The organism is Streptomyces sp. NPDC058664, assembly GCF_042716635.1.
In the GTDB taxonomy this organism is placed as follows: domain Bacteria; phylum Actinomycetota; class Actinomycetes; order Streptomycetales; family Streptomycetaceae; genus Streptomyces.
The window spans coordinates 71,531-87,674 of sequence record NZ_JBHXRW010000015.1 but is presented as its reverse complement, the minus strand read 5'-3'; the positions used below and the strand labels follow the sequence as shown (position 1 = coordinate 87,674).

At 73.3% G+C, this 16,144-nt stretch carries 16 protein-coding genes; 8 read left to right on the top strand and 8 right to left on the bottom strand.

The window, feature by feature from the left end; all coding sequences use genetic code 11:
• Window positions 1-15 precede the first annotated feature (15 nt).
• Window positions 16-1,356 carry a transcriptional regulator gene (locus ACFWUY_RS14885; RefSeq protein WP_384107304.1) on the top strand — a complete coding sequence of 447 codons (1,341 nt, stop codon included), beginning with the start codon at window positions 16-18 and terminating at the stop codon, window positions 1,354-1,356.
• 62 nt (window positions 1,357-1,418) lie between these two features.
• A complete protein-coding gene (locus tag ACFWUY_RS14880) occupies window positions 1,419-1,949 on the top strand; it encodes an NUDIX hydrolase (RefSeq protein ID WP_384107302.1) in 531 nt (176 codons plus the stop codon).
• A 105-nt stretch (window positions 1,950-2,054) separates the two neighbouring features.
• Here the strand turns inward: ACFWUY_RS14880 and ACFWUY_RS14875 are convergent, their stop codons facing one another.
• Complete coding sequence (locus ACFWUY_RS14875) at window positions 2,055-2,915, bottom strand: 3-hydroxybutyryl-CoA dehydrogenase (protein ID WP_384107300.1); 861 nt, start codon at window positions 2,913-2,915, stop codon at window positions 2,055-2,057.
• A gap of 198 nt (window positions 2,916-3,113) precedes the next feature.
• Here ACFWUY_RS14875 and ACFWUY_RS14870 point away from each other — a divergent pair, with 198 nt between their 5' ends.
• On the top strand, window positions 3,114-4,364 hold the full coding sequence (locus tag ACFWUY_RS14870) for a glycoside hydrolase family 10 protein (RefSeq protein WP_384107298.1): 1,251 nt from the start codon (window positions 3,114-3,116) through the stop codon (window positions 4,362-4,364).
• Here ACFWUY_RS14870 and ACFWUY_RS14865 read toward each other — a convergent pair.
• Together ACFWUY_RS14865 and ACFWUY_RS14860 are read right to left on the bottom strand one after the other, a co-directional pair.
• Complete coding sequence (locus ACFWUY_RS14865; protein WP_030551747.1) at window positions 4,340-4,543, bottom strand: DUF1918 domain-containing protein; 204 nt, start codon at window positions 4,541-4,543, stop codon at window positions 4,340-4,342. The two genes, ACFWUY_RS14870 and ACFWUY_RS14865, sit on opposite strands and share 25 nt — an antisense overlap.
• An 83-nt stretch (window positions 4,544-4,626) precedes the next feature.
• Window positions 4,627-5,634 carry a DMT family transporter gene (locus ACFWUY_RS14860; protein WP_384107296.1) on the bottom strand — a complete coding sequence of 336 codons (1,008 nt, stop codon included), beginning with the start codon at window positions 5,632-5,634 and terminating at the stop codon, window positions 4,627-4,629.
• Between ACFWUY_RS14860 and ACFWUY_RS14855 the strand changes: the two genes are divergently transcribed.
• The 4 genes from ACFWUY_RS14855 to ACFWUY_RS14840 all read left to right on the top strand — a co-directional run bounded on the left by ACFWUY_RS14855 (window position 5,633) and on the right by ACFWUY_RS14840 (window position 9,589).
• Window positions 5,633-7,069, top strand: a complete 1,437-nt coding sequence (locus ACFWUY_RS14855) for a PLP-dependent aminotransferase family protein (protein ID WP_384107294.1) — start codon at window positions 5,633-5,635, stop codon at window positions 7,067-7,069. The two genes, ACFWUY_RS14860 and ACFWUY_RS14855, sit on opposite strands and share 2 nt — an antisense overlap.
• Window positions 7,070-7,172: 103 nt before the next feature.
• Window positions 7,173-7,625 carry a GNAT family N-acetyltransferase gene (locus tag ACFWUY_RS14850; RefSeq protein ID WP_384107292.1) on the top strand — a complete coding sequence of 151 codons (453 nt, stop codon included), beginning with the start codon at window positions 7,173-7,175 and terminating at the stop codon, window positions 7,623-7,625.
• 69 nt (window positions 7,626-7,694) lie between these two features.
• Entirely contained in the window at window positions 7,695-8,270 is a 576-nt protein-coding gene (locus ACFWUY_RS14845) for a histidine phosphatase family protein (protein ID WP_384107290.1), read from the top strand.
• A gap of 155 nt (window positions 8,271-8,425) precedes the next feature.
• Window positions 8,426-9,589: a methyltransferase gene (locus ACFWUY_RS14840; protein ID WP_384107288.1), complete on the top strand. Its 1,164-nt coding sequence runs from the start codon at window positions 8,426-8,428 to the stop codon at window positions 9,587-9,589.
• 79 nt (window positions 9,590-9,668) lie between these two features.
• Here the strand turns inward: ACFWUY_RS14840 and ACFWUY_RS14835 are convergent, their stop codons facing one another.
• The 5 genes from ACFWUY_RS14835 to argG form a co-directional block, all read right to left on the bottom strand.
• Window positions 9,669-10,073 (bottom strand): VOC family protein, encoded by a 405-nt coding sequence (locus ACFWUY_RS14835; RefSeq protein WP_384107286.1) that lies wholly within the window; start codon window positions 10,071-10,073, stop codon window positions 9,669-9,671.
• 145 nt (window positions 10,074-10,218) lie between these two features.
• Window positions 10,219-11,817: an ABC-F family ATP-binding cassette domain-containing protein gene (locus ACFWUY_RS14830; protein WP_384107284.1), complete on the bottom strand. Its 1,599-nt coding sequence runs from the start codon at window positions 11,815-11,817 to the stop codon at window positions 10,219-10,221.
• 151 nt (window positions 11,818-11,968) lie between these two features.
• Window positions 11,969-12,844: a sigma factor-like helix-turn-helix DNA-binding protein gene (locus tag ACFWUY_RS14825; protein ID WP_384107282.1), complete on the bottom strand. Its 876-nt coding sequence runs from the start codon at window positions 12,842-12,844 to the stop codon at window positions 11,969-11,971.
• 83 nt (window positions 12,845-12,927) lie between these two features.
• Window positions 12,928-13,527, bottom strand: a complete 600-nt coding sequence (locus tag ACFWUY_RS14820; protein ID WP_384107280.1) for a hypothetical protein — start codon at window positions 13,525-13,527, stop codon at window positions 12,928-12,930.
• Window positions 13,528-13,674: 147 nt separating this feature from the next.
• Window positions 13,675-15,120 carry an argininosuccinate synthase gene (gene argG / locus ACFWUY_RS14815; RefSeq protein ID WP_384107278.1) on the bottom strand — a complete coding sequence of 482 codons (1,446 nt, stop codon included), beginning with the start codon at window positions 15,118-15,120 and terminating at the stop codon, window positions 13,675-13,677.
• 117 nt (window positions 15,121-15,237) lie between these two features.
• Between argG and ACFWUY_RS14810 the strand changes: the two genes are divergently transcribed.
• Window positions 15,238-16,071: a hypothetical protein gene (locus ACFWUY_RS14810; RefSeq protein ID WP_384107276.1), complete on the top strand. Its 834-nt coding sequence runs from the start codon at window positions 15,238-15,240 to the stop codon at window positions 16,069-16,071.
• The last annotated feature ends 73 nt before the right edge of the window (window positions 16,072-16,144 follow it).

The window sequence follows — 16,144 nt, the reverse complement described above, 5'->3', positions numbered from 1 at the left end:
GCGACCGGAGCGGCCATGCAGCCCAACACCCTGCTCGACGCCCTGCTCGACGAAGCGGGCGTCTCCAACGCCGGCCTCGCCGCCCACGTGAACCGGGCCGGCCGGGCCAGGGGTCTCGCCCTGCGCTACGAACACACCGCCGTGGCCCGCTGGTTGAAGGGCCAGCGGCCGCGCGGCCAGGTGCCCGACCTGATCTGCGAGGTGCTCGCCGCGCGACTGCACCGGCAGGTGACCCTGGACGACATCGGGTTCGGGATGCCGGACGGGCCGCTGGACGCCGCCGGTTCGCCGCTCTCCGGGTTCGTGGAGCGGGCGGCCGCCCTCTGGCGCTCCGACGAGCAGCAGCGGCCGCACATAGTGGCCGCGCCGGCCGTGACCGGCACCCCGGCGGTGATGCCCGTGTGGGAGTGGGAGAACCCGCCGGAGGACGTCGACGTCTCCCGCACCGGGCGGACGACGGTCTCGGCGGCCGACATCGCCGTCCTGAGCGCCGCCCGGTCCCACTACGAGCAGATGTACCGCAAGGCCGGGGGCATCGCGACCAGGGCCCGGATCGTCGGTTTCCTCACCACGGAGACCGCGCCGCTGCTGCGCGGCTCGTACAGCGACGCCCTCGGACGGCGGCTGCACCGCGCCACCGGCGGGCTCGTGGCGGTGGCGGGGATCTGCGCGTACGACGCGGACGCGCACGGTCTCGCCCAGCGCTACTTCCACCAGGCGCTGCGGCTCGCCAAGGCGAGCGGGGACCGGGGCCTCGGCGCCTATGTGATCGCGCTCCTCGTCAACCAGTCGCTGTGCATGGGGGAGTACCGGCAGGCGGTCGCGTTCGCGGAGGCGGCGCTGCGGGCGGCGGGGCGGCGGATCACCCCGGCGCTCACGGCCGATCTGACGGCGATGCAGGCGAAGGCGTACGCGCATCTGGGCGACGGGGCGGCCGCGCTGGCGTGCATCCGGCGGGCCGAGGCGGCGGCGGAGCGGATCAGCCCGGGGGACGAGCCGGCCGAGACGGGTTACGTCCAGCCGGGTTTCGTCAACGTCCAGGTCGCCGAGGCCCTCCTCGGTCTGGGTGATCTCGCGGCGGCCCACGAGCACGCCTCGATGGCGGTGGGAACGCCCTCGCACGACCGGGGGCGGGTGCACCGGCTCGCCATGCTGTGTCAGATCGAGCTGCGGCAGGGGGAGGTCGACGGGGCGGCGCGCACGGCCGTGGAGATGACCGAGCGGGCGCGCGGGATGGAGTCGCGGCGGCTGCGGGACCGGCTGCGGGAGGTACGGGAGAGTCTCCTCGCGAGCGGGGGAGGGGACGCCCTGGACGCGGCGGCTCTGATCGACGGAGCTCTGCGCGTTCCCCTGTGAGCGTCCAACTGCTGCGATATTGCCATCAAACAAGCACCGTCCAGTCGGAAGGTGGCAAGAACGTGCAGTGGACGAAACTGAGCGAACGCTCTGTCTATGAGAACCGCTGGTTCCGGGTGAACCTCGCGGACGTCGAACTCCCGGACGGCCGCCACCTCGACCACTATCTGATCCGGCTCCGTCCGGTCGCCGTCGCGACCGCCGTCAACGAGGCCGACGAAGTACTGATGCTCTGGCGCCATCGCTTCATCACCGACAGCTGGGGCTGGGAGCTGGCCGCCGGTGTCGTCGAGGACGACGAGGACATCGAGACGGCCGCCGCCCGCGAGATGGAGGAGGAGACCGGCTGGCGGCCCGGCCCGCTGCGCCATCTCCTCACCGTCGAACCGTCCAACGGCCTGACCGACGCCCGTCACCACCTCTACTGGGCGGAGCGGGCCACGTACACGGGACCGCCCGAGGACGCCTTCGAGTCCTCCCGGCGGGCCTGGGTCCCGCTGAAACAGATCCCCGACATGATCGTCCGGGGCGAGATCCCGGCCGCCAACATGGCCGCCGGGCTGCTGATGCTCCACCACCTGCGCCTCGGCTGAGGAGGGCGGGAACGCCGGACGGCCCGTACCTGTGCGGGGGTGCGGGCCGTCCGGAGATCGAGGGGCCTGGAGATCAGGCGTACGGGAGATCAGGCGTACGGGAGATCAGGCGTACGGGTAGAAGCCCGAGCCCGTCTTCCGGCCGAGCCGGCCCGCGTCCACCATGCGCTGGAGCAGCGGGGGAGCGGCGTACAGCGGCTCCTTGTACTCCGCGTACATCGAGTCGGCGATCGAGGCGATCGTGTCGAGGCCGATCAGGTCCGAGAGCTTCAGCGGGCCCATCGGGTGGGCGCAGCCGAACTCCATGCCGTTGTCGATGTCGTCGCGGCTCGCGATGCCCGACTCGAACATCCGGATGGCCGAGAGCAGGTACGGCACGAGCAGCGCGTTGACGATGAAGCCGGAACGGTCCTGCGCGCGGATCGCGTGCTTGCCGAGCGTCTTCTCCGCGAAGGCCTGCGCCCGGCTGATCGTGCCCTCGGAGGTGGTGAGGGCCGGGATCAGCTCGACGAGCTTCTGCACCGGGGCCGGGTTGAAGAAGTGGATGCCGATGACCTGGTCGGGACGGGAGGTCGCCACGGCCAGCTTCACCAGCGGGATGGAGGAGGTGTTCGAGGCCAGGATGGCGTCCGGCCGGGTCATCACCTGGTCGAGGACCTGGAAGATCTCGGTCTTGACCTGCTCGTTCTCCACGACCGCCTCGATGACGAGGTCGCGGTCGGCGAACTCGCCCAGGTCGGTGGTGAAGCTGAGGCGGGCGAGCGTCGCGTCCCGCTCCTCCTCGCTGATCTTGCCGCGTTCGGCGGCCTTCGCCAGCGAGTTGTAGAGCCGTGTACGGCCGATCTCCAGCGCCTCGCCGGTGGTCTCGGCGACCCTCACGTCAAGGCCGCTCCGGGCACACACCTCTGCGATGCCCGCGCCCATCTGGCCGCAGCCCACCACTCCGACGCGCTCAATGTCGGCCATGGAGTCCGTCACCTCGTGCCTTTCGCTCTTCTCTGACGGCGGGGCCCGTGTGATTCCGATGCGTCCGCCTCGACCCCACGACGTTACCGCTCATTAACCGATGATCGATCGTCCGGGGTGCGGGCATGCTGTCCGGGTGGGTGTGAGGTATCCGACAGAGGAGGGGTACAAGTGCGGCCTATCGGCAGAAGAGGGTTCGTGGCCGGAGCGGCCGGAACGGTGCTCGCCGTGACGGGGGCGACAGGGCCCGCGACGGCCGGAGCCGGGGCGCCGGCACGGGGCGGACCGCGCAGGCCGGCGTTCCGCGGCATGTGGATCGCGACGGTCGCCAACCGCGACTGGCCCTCCCGCGCCGGCCTGACCGCCGAGGCACAGCGCGCCGAACTCCTCGCCCACCTGGACACGGCGGTCGAGCGCCGGCTCAACGCCGTGGTCCTCCAGGTCCGGCCGACAGCCGACGCGCTCTGGCCCTCGCCGTACGAACCGTGGGCGCAGTGCCTCACCGGGACGCAGGGCCGCGACCCCGGCTGGGACCCGCTGGGCACGGCCGTCGAGGAGGCCCACGGGCGGGGCCTCGAACTGCACGCCTGGTTCAACCCGTACCGAGTGGCGAATCACACGGACCCGAGCCGGCTCGTCGCCGGCCATCCGGCCCGGGTCCACCCCGAGTGGGTGCTGCCCTACGGAGGGAAGCTCTCCTACGACCCCGGCCTGCCCGAGGTCCGGAGCTTCGTCCAGGACGCGATGCTCGACGCGCTGCGGCGCTACGACATCGACGCCGTGCACTGGGACGACTACTTCTACCCGTACCCGGTGGCCGGGCAGGTCTTCGCCGACGACGAGGCGTACGCGAGGTACGGCGGGGACTTCCCCGACAAGGCGTCCTGGCGGCGGCACAACATCGACCTGCTGGTCTCGGGGACCGCGGCCCGGATCAAGGACATCAAGCCGCACGTGACCTTCGGGGTCAGCCCCTTCGGGGTCTGGCGGAACATCGCCACCGACCCGGAGGGCTCGGACACCAGCGCCGGGGTGCAGACCTACGACGACCTGTACGCCGACACCCGCAAGTGGATCCGGGAGGGCTGGATCGACTACGTCGTACCCCAGCTGTACTGGAACATCGGCCTGCCCGCCGCCGACTACGCCAAGCTGCTGCCGTGGTGGGACGCGGTGGTCCGGGACACCGGTGTCGGCCTCTACGTCGGCGAGGCGCTCTACAAGGCGGGCGACCCCGCCCAGCCCGCGGCGTGGCAGGACCCGGGGGAACTGTCACGCCACCTGGAGCTCGCCGCCGCATACCCGACGGTCGGCGGGCACTGCTTCTTCGCGGCGAAGGAGGTCATGACGGACCCGATCGGGGCGATGGCGGCCGTGGTGGCCGACCACTACCCGACCGGGGTCCGTCCGCCGGGGGAGGGGGGTCAGCGGGCCTCCGCCTCCGGGTGAGGGCGTACGACCGTGTCGGGACCCGGTGACATCAGGGCCTCGTGACCGTCGTCGTCGAACTTCACGCGGTACGGAGGCGTGCCGTTCTCCCCCAGTACCTGAAGCACCTCGGCCGTACGGTCGTGGTGACCGACGGTCCGGCCGTGCACCAGCAGTTTGTCGCCCACGCTCGCCTGCATCGGGGTGACCTCCTCGCGACCGGGCTTGTCCTACTCGGAGCCTACGTCTGTCATTGTGACCCGGGTCACCCTGATCCGTCGCGTCAGCTCTTCGCCCGCTGGGTGACGGCGATGCAGACGAGGACGGCCACCGCCGCGAGCGGGGCGGCCAGCGGCAGGGTCTCGTCGAGCAGGAACACCGACCAGAACAGGGTCAGGAGCGGCTGCGCGAGCTGGAGCTGGCTGGCCTTGGGGATGCCGATCGCCGCCATGCCGCGGTACCAGACGTACAGGCCGAAGAAGGTGGAACCGGCGGCCACCCAGACCAGGCCGATCACGCCGTGGGCGTTCAGGTGGACCGGCTCCAGGGACAGCGCCACGGCGGAGCCGACCGCCATCAGCGGCAGGCACAGGACCAGGGCCCAGCCGATGACCTGCCAGCCCGGCATGAGCCGGGCGAGCCGACCGCCCTCGGTGTAGCCCGCCGCGCACACGAGGAGCGCGCCGAAGAGGTACGCGTCGCCCTGCGACACGGCCCCGCCGCTCTGCTGGAGCGTGAAGACGATCACCACGAGGGCGCCCGCCACGGCGGCGCACCAGAACGTACGGGACGGGCGGCGCCCGGTCCGCACGGCGGCGAAGGCCGCCGTGGTGAGCGGCAGCAGGCCGACGACGACGGCGGCGTGCGAGGTGGTGGAGGTCTGCAGGGCCAGGGTCGTCAGGAGCGGGAAGCCGATGACGACACCGCCGGCGACGACGGCGAGGCCCGCCCAGTGGCGGCGCTCCGGCAGTGGTACGCGGCCGACGAGGAGGAAGGCGCCCGCGATGAGGGCGGCGAGCGTGGAGCGCACGGCCACCAGCGACCAGGGGCCGAAGCTCTCCAGGCCCCAGACGGTCGACGGGAACGTGAGCGAGAAGGACACGACGCCGAGGGCGGCGAGCAGCGTGCCGCGGGGGAGCGGGTCGGCGACGCCGCGCGGGGTGCTCCCGGGGGAGGCGCTCGCGCCGGTCCCGGCGGGGCTCGGGGCGGCGGGGCTTCCGGTCGGCGTGCTTCCCCCGGTGCCGGAGACCGCTATCGTCGTGGGGGCAGTAGCGCTATTCTGTGCTCTCATGAATGAGCGTAGCAGTGTCACCGAACTGGCGCATTCCCTCAGGGAGGAGCTGAACCGCTACTCGCCTGGTGGAAAGCTGCCGTCGAGCCGTGCGCTCGTCGAGCGCTATCGGGTCTCCCCGGTGACCGTCACCCGCGCGCTCGGCCAGCTCGCCGCCGAAGGGCTCGTGGTCACCCGCCCCGGCGCCGGCGCCTACCGCGCCGAGCCCCGTGCCGCCACCCCCGCCGCCGGGGACACCTCCTGGCAGGAGGTCACCCTCAGCGCCGACACCGCCACGGAACTCGTCCCCCGGGCCGTCGACGCCTCCGGCGTCCTCGTCACCCTCTCCGCGCCGCCGCCGGGAGTGGTCGAGTTCAACGGCGGCTACCTCCACGCCTCCCTCCAGCCGGAACGGGCCCTCGCCGCCGCCCTCGCCCGGGCCGGACGCCGCCCCGGCGCCTGGAGCAGACCCCCCACCGACGGCCTGCCCGAGCTGCGCGAGTGGTTCGCCCGCGAGATCGGCGGCAGCGTCACCGCCGCCGACCTCCTCATCACCGCCGGCGGCCAGTCCGCCATCACCACCGCCCTGCGCGCCCTCGCCCCGCCCGGCACCCCCGTCCTCGTCGAGTCGCCCACCTACCCGGGGATGCTCGCCGTCGCCCGCGCCGCCGGACTGCGCCCCGTACCCGTACCCGCCGACGCCGACGGCGTCCGCCCCGAGCTCCTCGAAGCCGCGTTCCGCGCCACCGGAGCCCGCGTCCTGGTCTGCCAGCCGCTCTTCCAGAACCCGACCGGGGCCGTGCTCGCGCCGGAGCGGCGCCGCGAGGTCGTCCGTATCGCCCGCGCCGCCGGAGCCTTCGTCGTCGAGGACGACTTCGCCCGCCGGCTCGTCCACGAGGACGCGCCGCCGCTCCCCGCCCCGCTCGTCGCCGACGACCCCGACGGCGTCGTCGTCCACGTCTGCTCGCTGACCAAGGCCACCTCGCCCAGCCTCCGGGTCGGTGCCCTCGCGGCCCGCGGCCCCGTCCTGGAACGCCTGCGCGCCATCCAGGTCGTCGACAGCTTCTTCGTTCCCCGGCCGCTCCAGGAGGCCGCGCTCGAACTCGTCGGATCGCCCGCCTGGCACCGTCATCTGCGGGCCGTCGCCCAGGAGCTCAAGAGTCGCCGGGACCTGCTGGCCGGCGCGGTCGCCCACCACCTTCCCGCGTTCGCCCTGCCCCATGTGCCCTACGGCGGGTACCACCTCTGGCTCCGCCTCCCCGACGCCGTCCCCGAAGCCGCCCTCCTCGCCGCCGCCCTGCGCGCCGGTGTCGCCGTCGCCCCCGGCCGCCCCTACTTCTGCGCCGAACCCCCGGCGGGGCACATCCGGCTGAGTTTCGCGGGTGTCGCGGGCCCCACCGAGATCGCGGAGGGCGTGCGACGCCTGCGGACGGCGGTCGACGAGCTCGCCGCCTGAACCCGGTGGCCGGGCGGAGCGGACCGCCCCGCCCGGCCCCGGACCGATTCCGGATGAGGCACATTCACCTGACAAGCCCCGGAGTCACTGGAAACCTGAGGACATGAGCGACAGCGCGACCACAGACACCACCGTCATGCACGGGACGTACGAGATCTCAGCCGACCCCGCGCGGATCGACGCCGCCCGCGTCCACCACTGGCTGTCCACGGACGCCTACTGGGCCCTCGGCCGACCTCGGGAGAAGCAGGACGCCGCCATCGCGGGATCGCTCAACCTCGGCGCCTACCACCGCGAGACCGGCGAGATGACCGCCTACGCGCGCGTCGTCACCGACTACGCCACCTTCGCCTGGCTCTGCGACGTCTACGTCGACCGTCCGGCCCGCGGCACCGGTCTCGGCACCGCGCTCGTCACCGCCGTCCGCGAGCACCTGGCACCGTACGGACTGCGCCGCATCATGCTCGCCACCGCCGACGCGCACGGCGTGTACGAGAAGGTCGGTTTCGCGCCACTACAGAATCCGGACAAGTGGATGGCTCTCGGGCAGCAGTGAGCCGGAGCCCCTCCGGCCCCGGAGAACGACCCCTTGACCAGCGGAGCCCCCGGCCTCACCATCGCGGCCATGAGTCTTCGGGTGACGCTCGTCACGGCGGCACGCAGCTCCTCCCTGCTCGCCGAACGGTTCGACGACGACCGGCCACTGGACGAGGCCGGCTGGTACGAGGTGCAGCTCGCCGCGCCGGCGCTCATCCCGCTCGGCGCGGCCGAACTGCGCTACTGCTCCCCGACCCCGCGCAGCCGCGCCACCGGCACCGCCCTCGGCTACGCGCCGCTCGCCCAGCCCGCGCTGCGCGACTGCGACATGGGCCGCTGGCGCGGCCTCACCCTCGCCGAGGTCGCCGCCCTCGAACCGGCCGCCGTCGACGCCTGGCTCACCGACGCCCGCACCGCCCCGCACGGCGGTGAACCGCTCCTCGCCTTCATCACCCGGATAGGGAACTGGCTCGACACCCGCCCCGCCGACGACGGCGCCATCGTCGCCGTCGCGGAACCCTCCGTCGTGCGCGCCGCCCTCGTGTACGCCCTGAAGGCACCGCCCGCCACCTACTGGAACGTCGACGTCCGCCCCCTCTCCACCGTCACCCTCGCCGGCCGCCCCGGCCTCTGGCACCTCCAGCTCGACACGGCCCTGCGCTGACCACCCCCTCGCCCACCTCACCCCTCCTCGGCCCCCCTCCCCCCTCCCCACCCCCGCCGCCTCTCTGCCGCCGCGAGCCGGACGGGACGCTCCGGACGGGCTCCGGCACGCGGCAGGAGGAGCCGACGGCCGCGACCGGCTAGCCTGAGAGCACGATGAACCGTTTGACCACGTCATGGGGCGCCTTCACGCTGACCCGCTTTCCCGAGGACCCGCGCGACCAGCTGCGCGCCTGGGACGCGGCCGACGAATACCTCCTGGGCCACCTGGCCGAGAGCGGTACCGACCTGTCCGGCACCGTCGCCGTCCTCGGCGACCGCTGGGGAGCCCTCGTCACCGCGCTACGGACCGCCGGCACCGGCGAGCTCGTCCAGATCACCGACTCGTACCTCGCCGGGCAGGCCACACGGGCCAACCTCGCCCGCGCCGGAGCCGCTCCGGACGCCGTCCGGCTGCTCACCACCCAGGACCCGCCACCCGAGCGGATCGACGTCCTCCTCGTCCGCGTCCCCAGGAACCTCGCGCTCCTGGAGGACCAGCTGCACCGGCTCGCCCCCGCCGTGCACGAGGGAACGGTGATCGTCGGCACCGGCATGGTCAAGGAGATCCACACCTCCACGCTCCGGCTCTTCGAGCGGATCCTCGGCCCCACCCGCACCTCGCTCGCGGTGAAGAAGGCCCGGCTGATCCACACCACACCCGACCCCGCGCCCGATCCGCGCCCGAACCCCTGGCCGTACCGGTACGACCTCCCGGCGGACACCCCCGCGCCCGGACTCCCCGGTCTGACCGTCACCAACCACGCCGGCGTCTTCTGCGCCGACCGCCTCGACATCGGCACCCGCTTCTTCCTCGCCAACCTCCCCGGCGGTCTCGGCCGGGCCCGCGTCGCCGACCTCGGCTGCGGCAACGGCGTGGTCGGTCTCGCCATCGCCCTCTCCGAACCCGACGCGGAACTGGTCTTCACCGACGAGTCGTACCAGGCCGTCGCCTCGGCCGAGGAGAACTTCCGTGCCCACGCGGGGCCCGGTCGCAAGGCCGAGTTCTTCGTCGGTGACGGGCTCTCCGACCTGCCCGACGGCTCGGTGGACCTCGTCCTCAACAACCCGCCGTTCCACAGCCACCAGGCCACCACCGACCGCACGGCCCGCCGCATGTTCGCGGACGCGCGGCGCGCGCTGCGGCCGGGCGGAGAGCTGTGGATCATCGGCAACCGGCACCTCGGCTACCACGTCACCCTCCGCCGGATCTTCGGCAACAGCGAACTCGTCGCGAGCGACGCGAAGTTCGTGGTCCTGAGGGCGGTGCGGACGGGTTAGGAGGTGACCGGCCGGCCGGCGGTGCCGCCGGAGGTCCGGGCGGGGTCCGGGCGGGGCTTCGGCCGCGCCCGGACCGAGGTCATCTTTCCCAGGTCCGGGCGCACAGCACGAGCCGGTACCCGTCGGGATCGGCGACGGTGACGCCGAACTCGTCCCAGTACGGGTTGTGCGAGGCCACCCGCGTCCCGCCGGTGGCCAGCAGCCGCTCCACCTGCTCCTCCTCGACGGGTGCCCCGAGGTAGACGACGAACAGGTCGTCGACGGTCGGGGCGGGCTCCAGCGGATGCTCGGGACCGCGGGTCAGCTCGAAGTGCCGGCTCCCGTCCGGCGGGCCGACCATGAGCAGGTCGTGCTCGCCGGACACCCGCTCGGTGCTCCGCCACAGCACGTCGAGCCCGAGACCTTCGACGTAGAACCGCTCGGCGGCGGTCAGATCCCGCGAGGGGCGGGCGATCCGTACCCGGGTCCGCGCATTGATGATCATGCCTCAAGGCTAGGCGGCGCCACGGCCGCCCGCCCTCCGGGATCTCCCTCACTTCCCACCGACTCGACCCTGACACGAGGGTCGGGGAACTCCCGCTCGCCCCCGGCCGACCGTCACGCCGGACCGACCGGCTTCCGACCCGCCGTCACGCCGGACCGACCAGCTCCCGGTACTCCTCGCTCCACAGGTCCTCGTCCGCGTCCGGCAGCAGCAGGACCCGCTCGGGACGCAGCGCGTCGATGGCGTCCTCGTCGTGCGTGACCATCACGATCGCGCCCGGATACGTGCCCACGGCCGCCAGGACCTCCGCGCGGGACGCGGGGTCCAGATTGTTCGTGGGCTCGTCGAGGAGCAGCACGTTCGCGCCCGAGTGGACGAGGGCGGCCAGCGCGAGCCGCGTCTTCTCGCCGCCGGAGAGCACCCCGGCCCGCTTGTCCACGTCGTCGCCCCGGAACAGGAAGGCGCCAAGCACCGCCCGTACCTCACCGTCCGTCAGGTGCGGAGCCGCGCCGGCGAGGTTCTCCCCGACCGTACGGCCCGGGTCGAGCGTGTCGTGCTCCTGGGCGAAGTAGCCGAGCCGCAGACCGTGTCCGCGGACCACCCGCCCGCCGTCAGGGGCCTCCTCCCCGGCGAGGAGCCGCAACAGGGTCGTCTTTCCCGCACCGTTGGGACCGAGCACCACCAGGCGGCTGCCCCGGTCGACGGCGAGGTCCACTCCGTCGAGCACCGGCCGCTCCCCGTACGCCTTGGTGAGCGAGACCGCGCCGAGCGGCGTCCGGCCGCAGGGCGCGGGCTCGGGCAGCCGGATGCGGGCGACCCGTTCGGCCTGCCGCACCGGGTCGAGTCCGGCGAGCATCCGGTCGGCGCGGCGCGCCATGCTGCGGGCCGTCGTCGCCGTGGCCGCCCTGGACTTCATCCGGTCCGCCTGCGCGTGCAGCGAGGCGGCCTTGCGCTCGGCGTTGGCGCGTTCGCGTACCCGGCGCCGCTCGTCGGCCTCCCGATGGGCGAGGTACACGTCCCAGCCGGTGTTGTGGACGTCGAGCGCGGCCCGGTGCGGGTCGAGGTGGAAGACCCGGTTGACGGTGTCGGCGAGGAGCCGCACGTCGTGGCTGATCAGCACCAGACCGCCCCGGTGGGCGGCGAGACGGCCGCGCAGCCATGCGACCGAGTCGGCGTCCAGGTGGTTGGTCGGCTCGTCGAGCAGCAGGGTGTCGGCCCGGCCGTGCCCGGCGAAGAGGATCCTGGCCAGCTCGACCCGGCGCTTCTGGCCGCCGGACAGCCGGCCGACCGGCCGGTCCATGACCTCGGCGGGCAGGCCGAGGCCCGCGGCGACGCGGGCGGCCTCCGCCTCGGCCGCGTAGCCGCCGCCCGCCTCGAACGCGGCCTCCGCCCGGTCGTACGCGGCGAGCGCCCGCGCGTCGGAAGCCTCACCGAGCCGGCGGGCGGCCTCGGCCAGCCGCCGGACCACCCGGTCGAGGCCGCGTGCGGAGAGGATCCGGTCGGTGACGGTCACGGCGGGGTCGGCGGCCCGCGAATCCTGGGCGAGATGGCCGACCGGGCCGGTGCGGGTGACGGTGCCGGCGGCAGGGGCGCGCAATCCGGCGAGGGTGTCGAGCAGGGTGGTCTTGCCGGCGCCGTTGCGGCCGACGAGGCCGATCCGGTCGCCGGGGGCGACGTGGAAGGAGACGCCGGACAGCAGGAGCCGGGCGCCGACGCGCACGTCGGCACCACGAACGGTGATCATGGGGAAACGCTCCGAAAAGGCTTGAGGGCACACGGGTGGCGTGGGTGCGGGTCCTCAGCTAGGAAATTCGGGGCGTGGACATGCCGTCGAGGCTAACCGACACGGTCGCCCGACCGCACGGGACTTTCGGCCCCGCCCGTTCCGCCGTCCGTCAGAAGTCGGGAAAGGCCAGGTCGAGCGCCCGTAGCCTCTCCTCCCCCGTGGTGAAGGAGAGGGCGACGATCCGGTCCTGACGAAGGGTGAACGCCACCGCCGAGACCGGTCGTCCGGCGACGAAGGCGACCGCCCCGACGGCCCCGTCGACGAGCGCGGGCCGGGACACGTCCGCGAACCGCGCGAAGGCGCCCGCGCCTTCGGCGACGGCCGGGGCGCCGTGCACCGGGCCGCGCTCGGACCAGGCGACCACGTCCGGGTCGAGCACGGCGGCGAGCGTGCGGGCGTCACGCGCGCGTGCGGCCGTCAGGAACCGGTCCACCACCGCCCGCTGCCGCCCCGCGTCTCCTTCGGTACGGGACGGCCCGACGCCCCGGAGCTGCTGCCGCGCCCGCCGGGCGAGCCGGGTGACCTCCTCGGGGGAGCGGCCGGTGATCCGCGCCGTCTCGTGGGACGGCAGCCCGAACACGTCGTGCAGGACGTAGACGAGCCGCTCGTCCGCCCCGAGGGACTCCAGTACGACGAACAGCGCGAGCCACACGGCCTCGACTCCGGCCCTGCCGGCCCCGCCGGCCGCGTCAGCCCCACCGGTGTCACTCGGACCACCAGCCCCGGAAGTAGCTGCAACCCCACCCGCCCCACCGGTCGTTCGCCGCTCCTGGAGTCCCCGCACACACTCCCGTCCCACCAGCACCGTCAGCCATGCCGACACCGCTGTTGCCCCGCCGTCCCGCCCCAGCCCTGCCCGTACCGCCCCGAGCGTCTCCTCGGCCTCGGCCCGCGAGCCCAGCATGCGCAGGGCAAGACGCCGCAAGCGCTCCTCGTGGGCGTCGAAGCGCCCGGTCAGGGCGGTCAGGAAGGTGTCGTCGGACATGGCGCCTCACTCCTCGTCGGTTCCGTCACCGCGTTGACGTGAGGGCCCGCCGGGATGTGACAGAAAAGGTCACGCCGCCGGAATCAGCCCCGTACGAGCTCCCGGGCCACGCTCAGCCGGACCCCCGCGGGGGCCGCGTCCACCTCCGCGGCCCTCGGCGCGGTGAGAACGATGCCGGCCTCGACCCGTGCGCTCTGCTTCAGCCTCCGGTGACGGAGATGGGGGGGCGGGTGCGTGGAGTCCACCTGGTGTCCGCGCCGCTCCGCGACCCGGCGAAGCCGCTCGTACTCGTGCTCGGGGATCGAGACGGCATGGGCGGCGAGGCGCTCCCACAGCCCCTCGGCCGGATCCTCGCGGCGCGCTCCACCGATCCGCGTCCGCGCCGCCACGGCCTCCCTGCCGAGTTCTCCGGCGACGCCTTCGAGGACGAGGAGCCGGTCCATGAGGCCGGCCGCCGCCTCCGTGCCCGCCGCACGGGCAGCGGCCGAGTCGGCGAGGTACTCGGCGCGCTGCGAGTCACGGAGGGTCAGGTGCTCCAGGAGGACGAGCAGGCCGTCGACGAGCAGGCGGGGCGGAGCGGTCACGAGGGCGCCGAACTCGTGGCCGAGGAGCGCGATGCGCTCCTGCGGGGTGAGGATCTGCCACAGGCCGAGACCGACACGGCTCCGCCCTGTTCCGATCACGCCGTCTCCACGAGCGGAGCTCCGCGCATCGTTCACGGGGCCGGGGCCCGCGGCGGCAAGGGTCCCGTGGAACGGAAAGGCCGGCCCGACGCGCGGGGCGTCGAACCGGCCTTCCGGGGTGCCGGGCCTGCCGCTCGGCGGGGTGGTTCAGTCCGTGCCGAACTCCATCGCGGCACGGTCCAGCATCTCGTCGTCCTCGGAGACCTCGCCGCGGGACGCGATGGCCTCCGCGCCGCCCTCCGGCATGGAGCCGATCAGGCCGGTCGCGGCCGCCTGGGCGGCGCCGATGGAGGGGCTGCCGGCACCGATCAGGCCGAGGCTCGCGTACTGCTCCAGCTTGGCGCGGGAGTCGGCGATGTCCAGGTTCCGCATGGTGAGCTGACCGATCCGGTCCACCGGGCCGAACGCCGAGTCCTCGGTGCGCTCCATGGACAGCTTGTCCGGGTGGTAGCTGAACGCCGGGCCCGTGGTGTCGAGGATCGAGTAGTCCTCGCCGCGCCGCAGCCGCAGCGTCACCTCGCCGGTGACGGCCGCGCCGACCCAGCGCTGCAGGGACTCACGGACCATCAGCGCCTGCGGGTCCAGCCACCGGCCCTCGTACATCAGCCGGCCGAGGCGCCGACCCTCGTTGTGGTACTGGGCGAGGGTGTCCTCGTTGTGGATCGCGTTGACGAGACGCTCGTACGCCGCGTGCAGCAGGGCCATGCCGGGCGCTTCGTAGATGCCGCGGCTCTTGGCCTCGATGATCCGGTTCTCGATCTGGTCCGACATGCCCATGCCGTGGCGGCCGCCGATGGCGTTCGCCTCCATGACCAGGTCGACGGGGGAGGAGAACACCTTGCCGTTGATCGTCACCGGGCGGCCCTGCTCGAAGCCGATCGTGACGTCCTCGGTGGCGATCTCGACCGACGGGTCCCAGAACTTGACGCCCATGATCGGATCGACGGTCTCGACACCCGTGTCCAGGTGCTCCAGGGTCTTGGCCTCGTGGGTGGCGCCCCAGATGTTGGCGTCGGTGGAGTACGCCTTCTCGGTGCTGTCCCGGTAGGGCAGCTCGTGGGCGAGCAGCCACTCCGACATCTCCTTGCGGCCGCCCAGCTCGGTCACGAAGTCCGCGTCCAGCCAGGGCTTGTAGATCCGCAGGTGCGGGTTGGCGAGGAGACCGTAGCGGTAGAACCGCTCGATGTCGTTGCCCTTGAAGGTCGAGCCGTCGCCCCAGATCTGGACGTCGTCCTCGAGCATCGCCCGGACGAGCAGGGTGCCGGTGACGGCACGGCCGAGGGGCGTGGTGTTGAAGTAGGCGCGGCCGCCGGAGCGGATGTGGAACGCCCCGCAGGTGAGCGCGGCAAGACCCTCCTCGACCAGCGCCGCGCGGCAGTCGACCAGGCGCGCGATCTCGGCACCGTAGGTCTTGGCGCGGCCGGGCACCGAGGCGATGTCGGGCTCGTCGTACTGGCCGATGTCGGCGGTGTAGGTGCACGGGATGGCGCCCTTGTCGCGCATCCATGCGACCGCGACGGAGGTGTCGAGGCCGCCGGAGAAGGCGATGCCGACGCGCTCGCCGGCGGGCAGGGAGGTGAGGACCTTGGACATAGGAAGAGTATGCATCATCTCGCATGGTCATGCAAAGGGGGTGATGGAAGAGGGTGGTGGAAGGGAGCGCTGTCCGGTGGCGTCGGGGCGAGGTGGGGCGTCCCGTACGGTTGGTCCGTGGTGATCGAATGGGGCGAGCCGCGCAGGCTCGGAGTCCCGGCCCCGGAGGCGCGGCTGCGCTTCGAGGCGGGACCGCGGAAGGCCGGGGGCGCGCCGCCGCCCAGGCTGCTCGTCGTCGACGGGGAACCCGCCTTCGAGCTCAGCCTCTGGTGCGGAACGTGTCCGCTGCTGTTCCGTCGGCTGGAGACCGGCAGGGAGAAGTTGTCGCTGGACGGCATGCGGGAGCGGCTCGCCGGCGCGCTCACCGATCCGGACGACGGCGGTGTGCTCGACGCGTTCGGCGCGTTGCTGCCGGAGGGCGAGTACCTGCCGATGCTGCTCCGCGTGGAGCCCCGTGCGGTCGTGCCCGGCCGGGACGGCGACTACTTCGGCGACGAGCAGGTGGCCACGTGGGGGCTCGACCGGTTCTGGGGGCTCCCGGAGAACCCGCGCACGCCGTACTACCGGACCTTCGAGGCGGAGGTCGACGCGGCCGCTCACCTCTACGAGTTCGTCGTGCCGATGGTCCCCCCGACCTGGAACGAGAGGGGGCGTGTCGAGGAGTACGCCGAACTCATGCGCCGGGGAACGGTACCGACGGCCGTGGCGGTCTCGACCCTTGACGTGTGCGAGCCGGCCGTCGGCCCGGGGGACGACCACTACCGGCACTGGGGCCTGACGCACTTCCTCCTCGACGGCCACCACAAGCTGGAGGCCGCGGCCGCGTCCGGCCGTCCGGTGCGGCTCCTCTCGCTCCTGGCGCTGGGTGAGGGCCTGGCCGGCCCCGAGGACCGTGACAGGCTGCCGGCCCTGCGTGCGCGACCCCGCTCGGCCAGGGCGACCGCCACCTGAGCCGGCGCTCCGGCCGTGCTGCTCGTCGGCGGCCGGTTCGGGGAAGTCCCGCGGCCGCGTCACGAGCGGGCGG

Bases quoted from the DNA above. Each gene is read 5' to 3' on its own strand.
- ACFWUY_RS14885 (WP_384107304.1), top strand. From the start codon at position 16: ATGCAGCCCAACACCCTGCTCGACGCCCTGCTCGACGAAGCGGGCGTC.
- ACFWUY_RS14875 (WP_384107300.1), bottom strand. From the start codon at position 2,915: ATGGCCGACATTGAGCGCGTCGGAGTGGTGGGCTGCGGCCAGATGGGC.
- ACFWUY_RS14865 (WP_030551747.1), bottom strand. From the start codon at position 4,543: ATGCAGGCGAGCGTGGGCGACAAACTGCTGGTGCACGGCCGGACCGTC.
- ACFWUY_RS14855 (WP_384107294.1), top strand. From the start codon at position 5,633: ATGAATGAGCGTAGCAGTGTCACCGAACTGGCGCATTCCCTCAGGGAG.
- ACFWUY_RS14860 (WP_384107296.1), bottom strand. From the start codon at position 5,634: ATGAGAGCACAGAATAGCGCTACTGCCCCCACGACGATAGCGGTCTCC.
- ACFWUY_RS14850 (WP_384107292.1), top strand. From the start codon at position 7,173: ATGAGCGACAGCGCGACCACAGACACCACCGTCATGCACGGGACGTAC.
- ACFWUY_RS14845 (WP_384107290.1), top strand. From the start codon at position 7,695: ATGAGTCTTCGGGTGACGCTCGTCACGGCGGCACGCAGCTCCTCCCTG.
- ACFWUY_RS14840 (WP_384107288.1), top strand. From the start codon at position 8,426: ATGAACCGTTTGACCACGTCATGGGGCGCCTTCACGCTGACCCGCTTT.
- ACFWUY_RS14835 (WP_384107286.1), bottom strand. From the start codon at position 10,073: ATGATCATCAATGCGCGGACCCGGGTACGGATCGCCCGCCCCTCGCGG.
- ACFWUY_RS14830 (WP_384107284.1), bottom strand. From the start codon at position 11,817: ATGATCACCGTTCGTGGTGCCGACGTGCGCGTCGGCGCCCGGCTCCTG.
- ACFWUY_RS14825 (WP_384107282.1), bottom strand. From the start codon at position 12,844: ATGTCCGACGACACCTTCCTGACCGCCCTGACCGGGCGCTTCGACGCC.
- argG (WP_384107278.1), bottom strand. From the start codon at position 15,120: ATGTCCAAGGTCCTCACCTCCCTGCCCGCCGGCGAGCGCGTCGGCATC.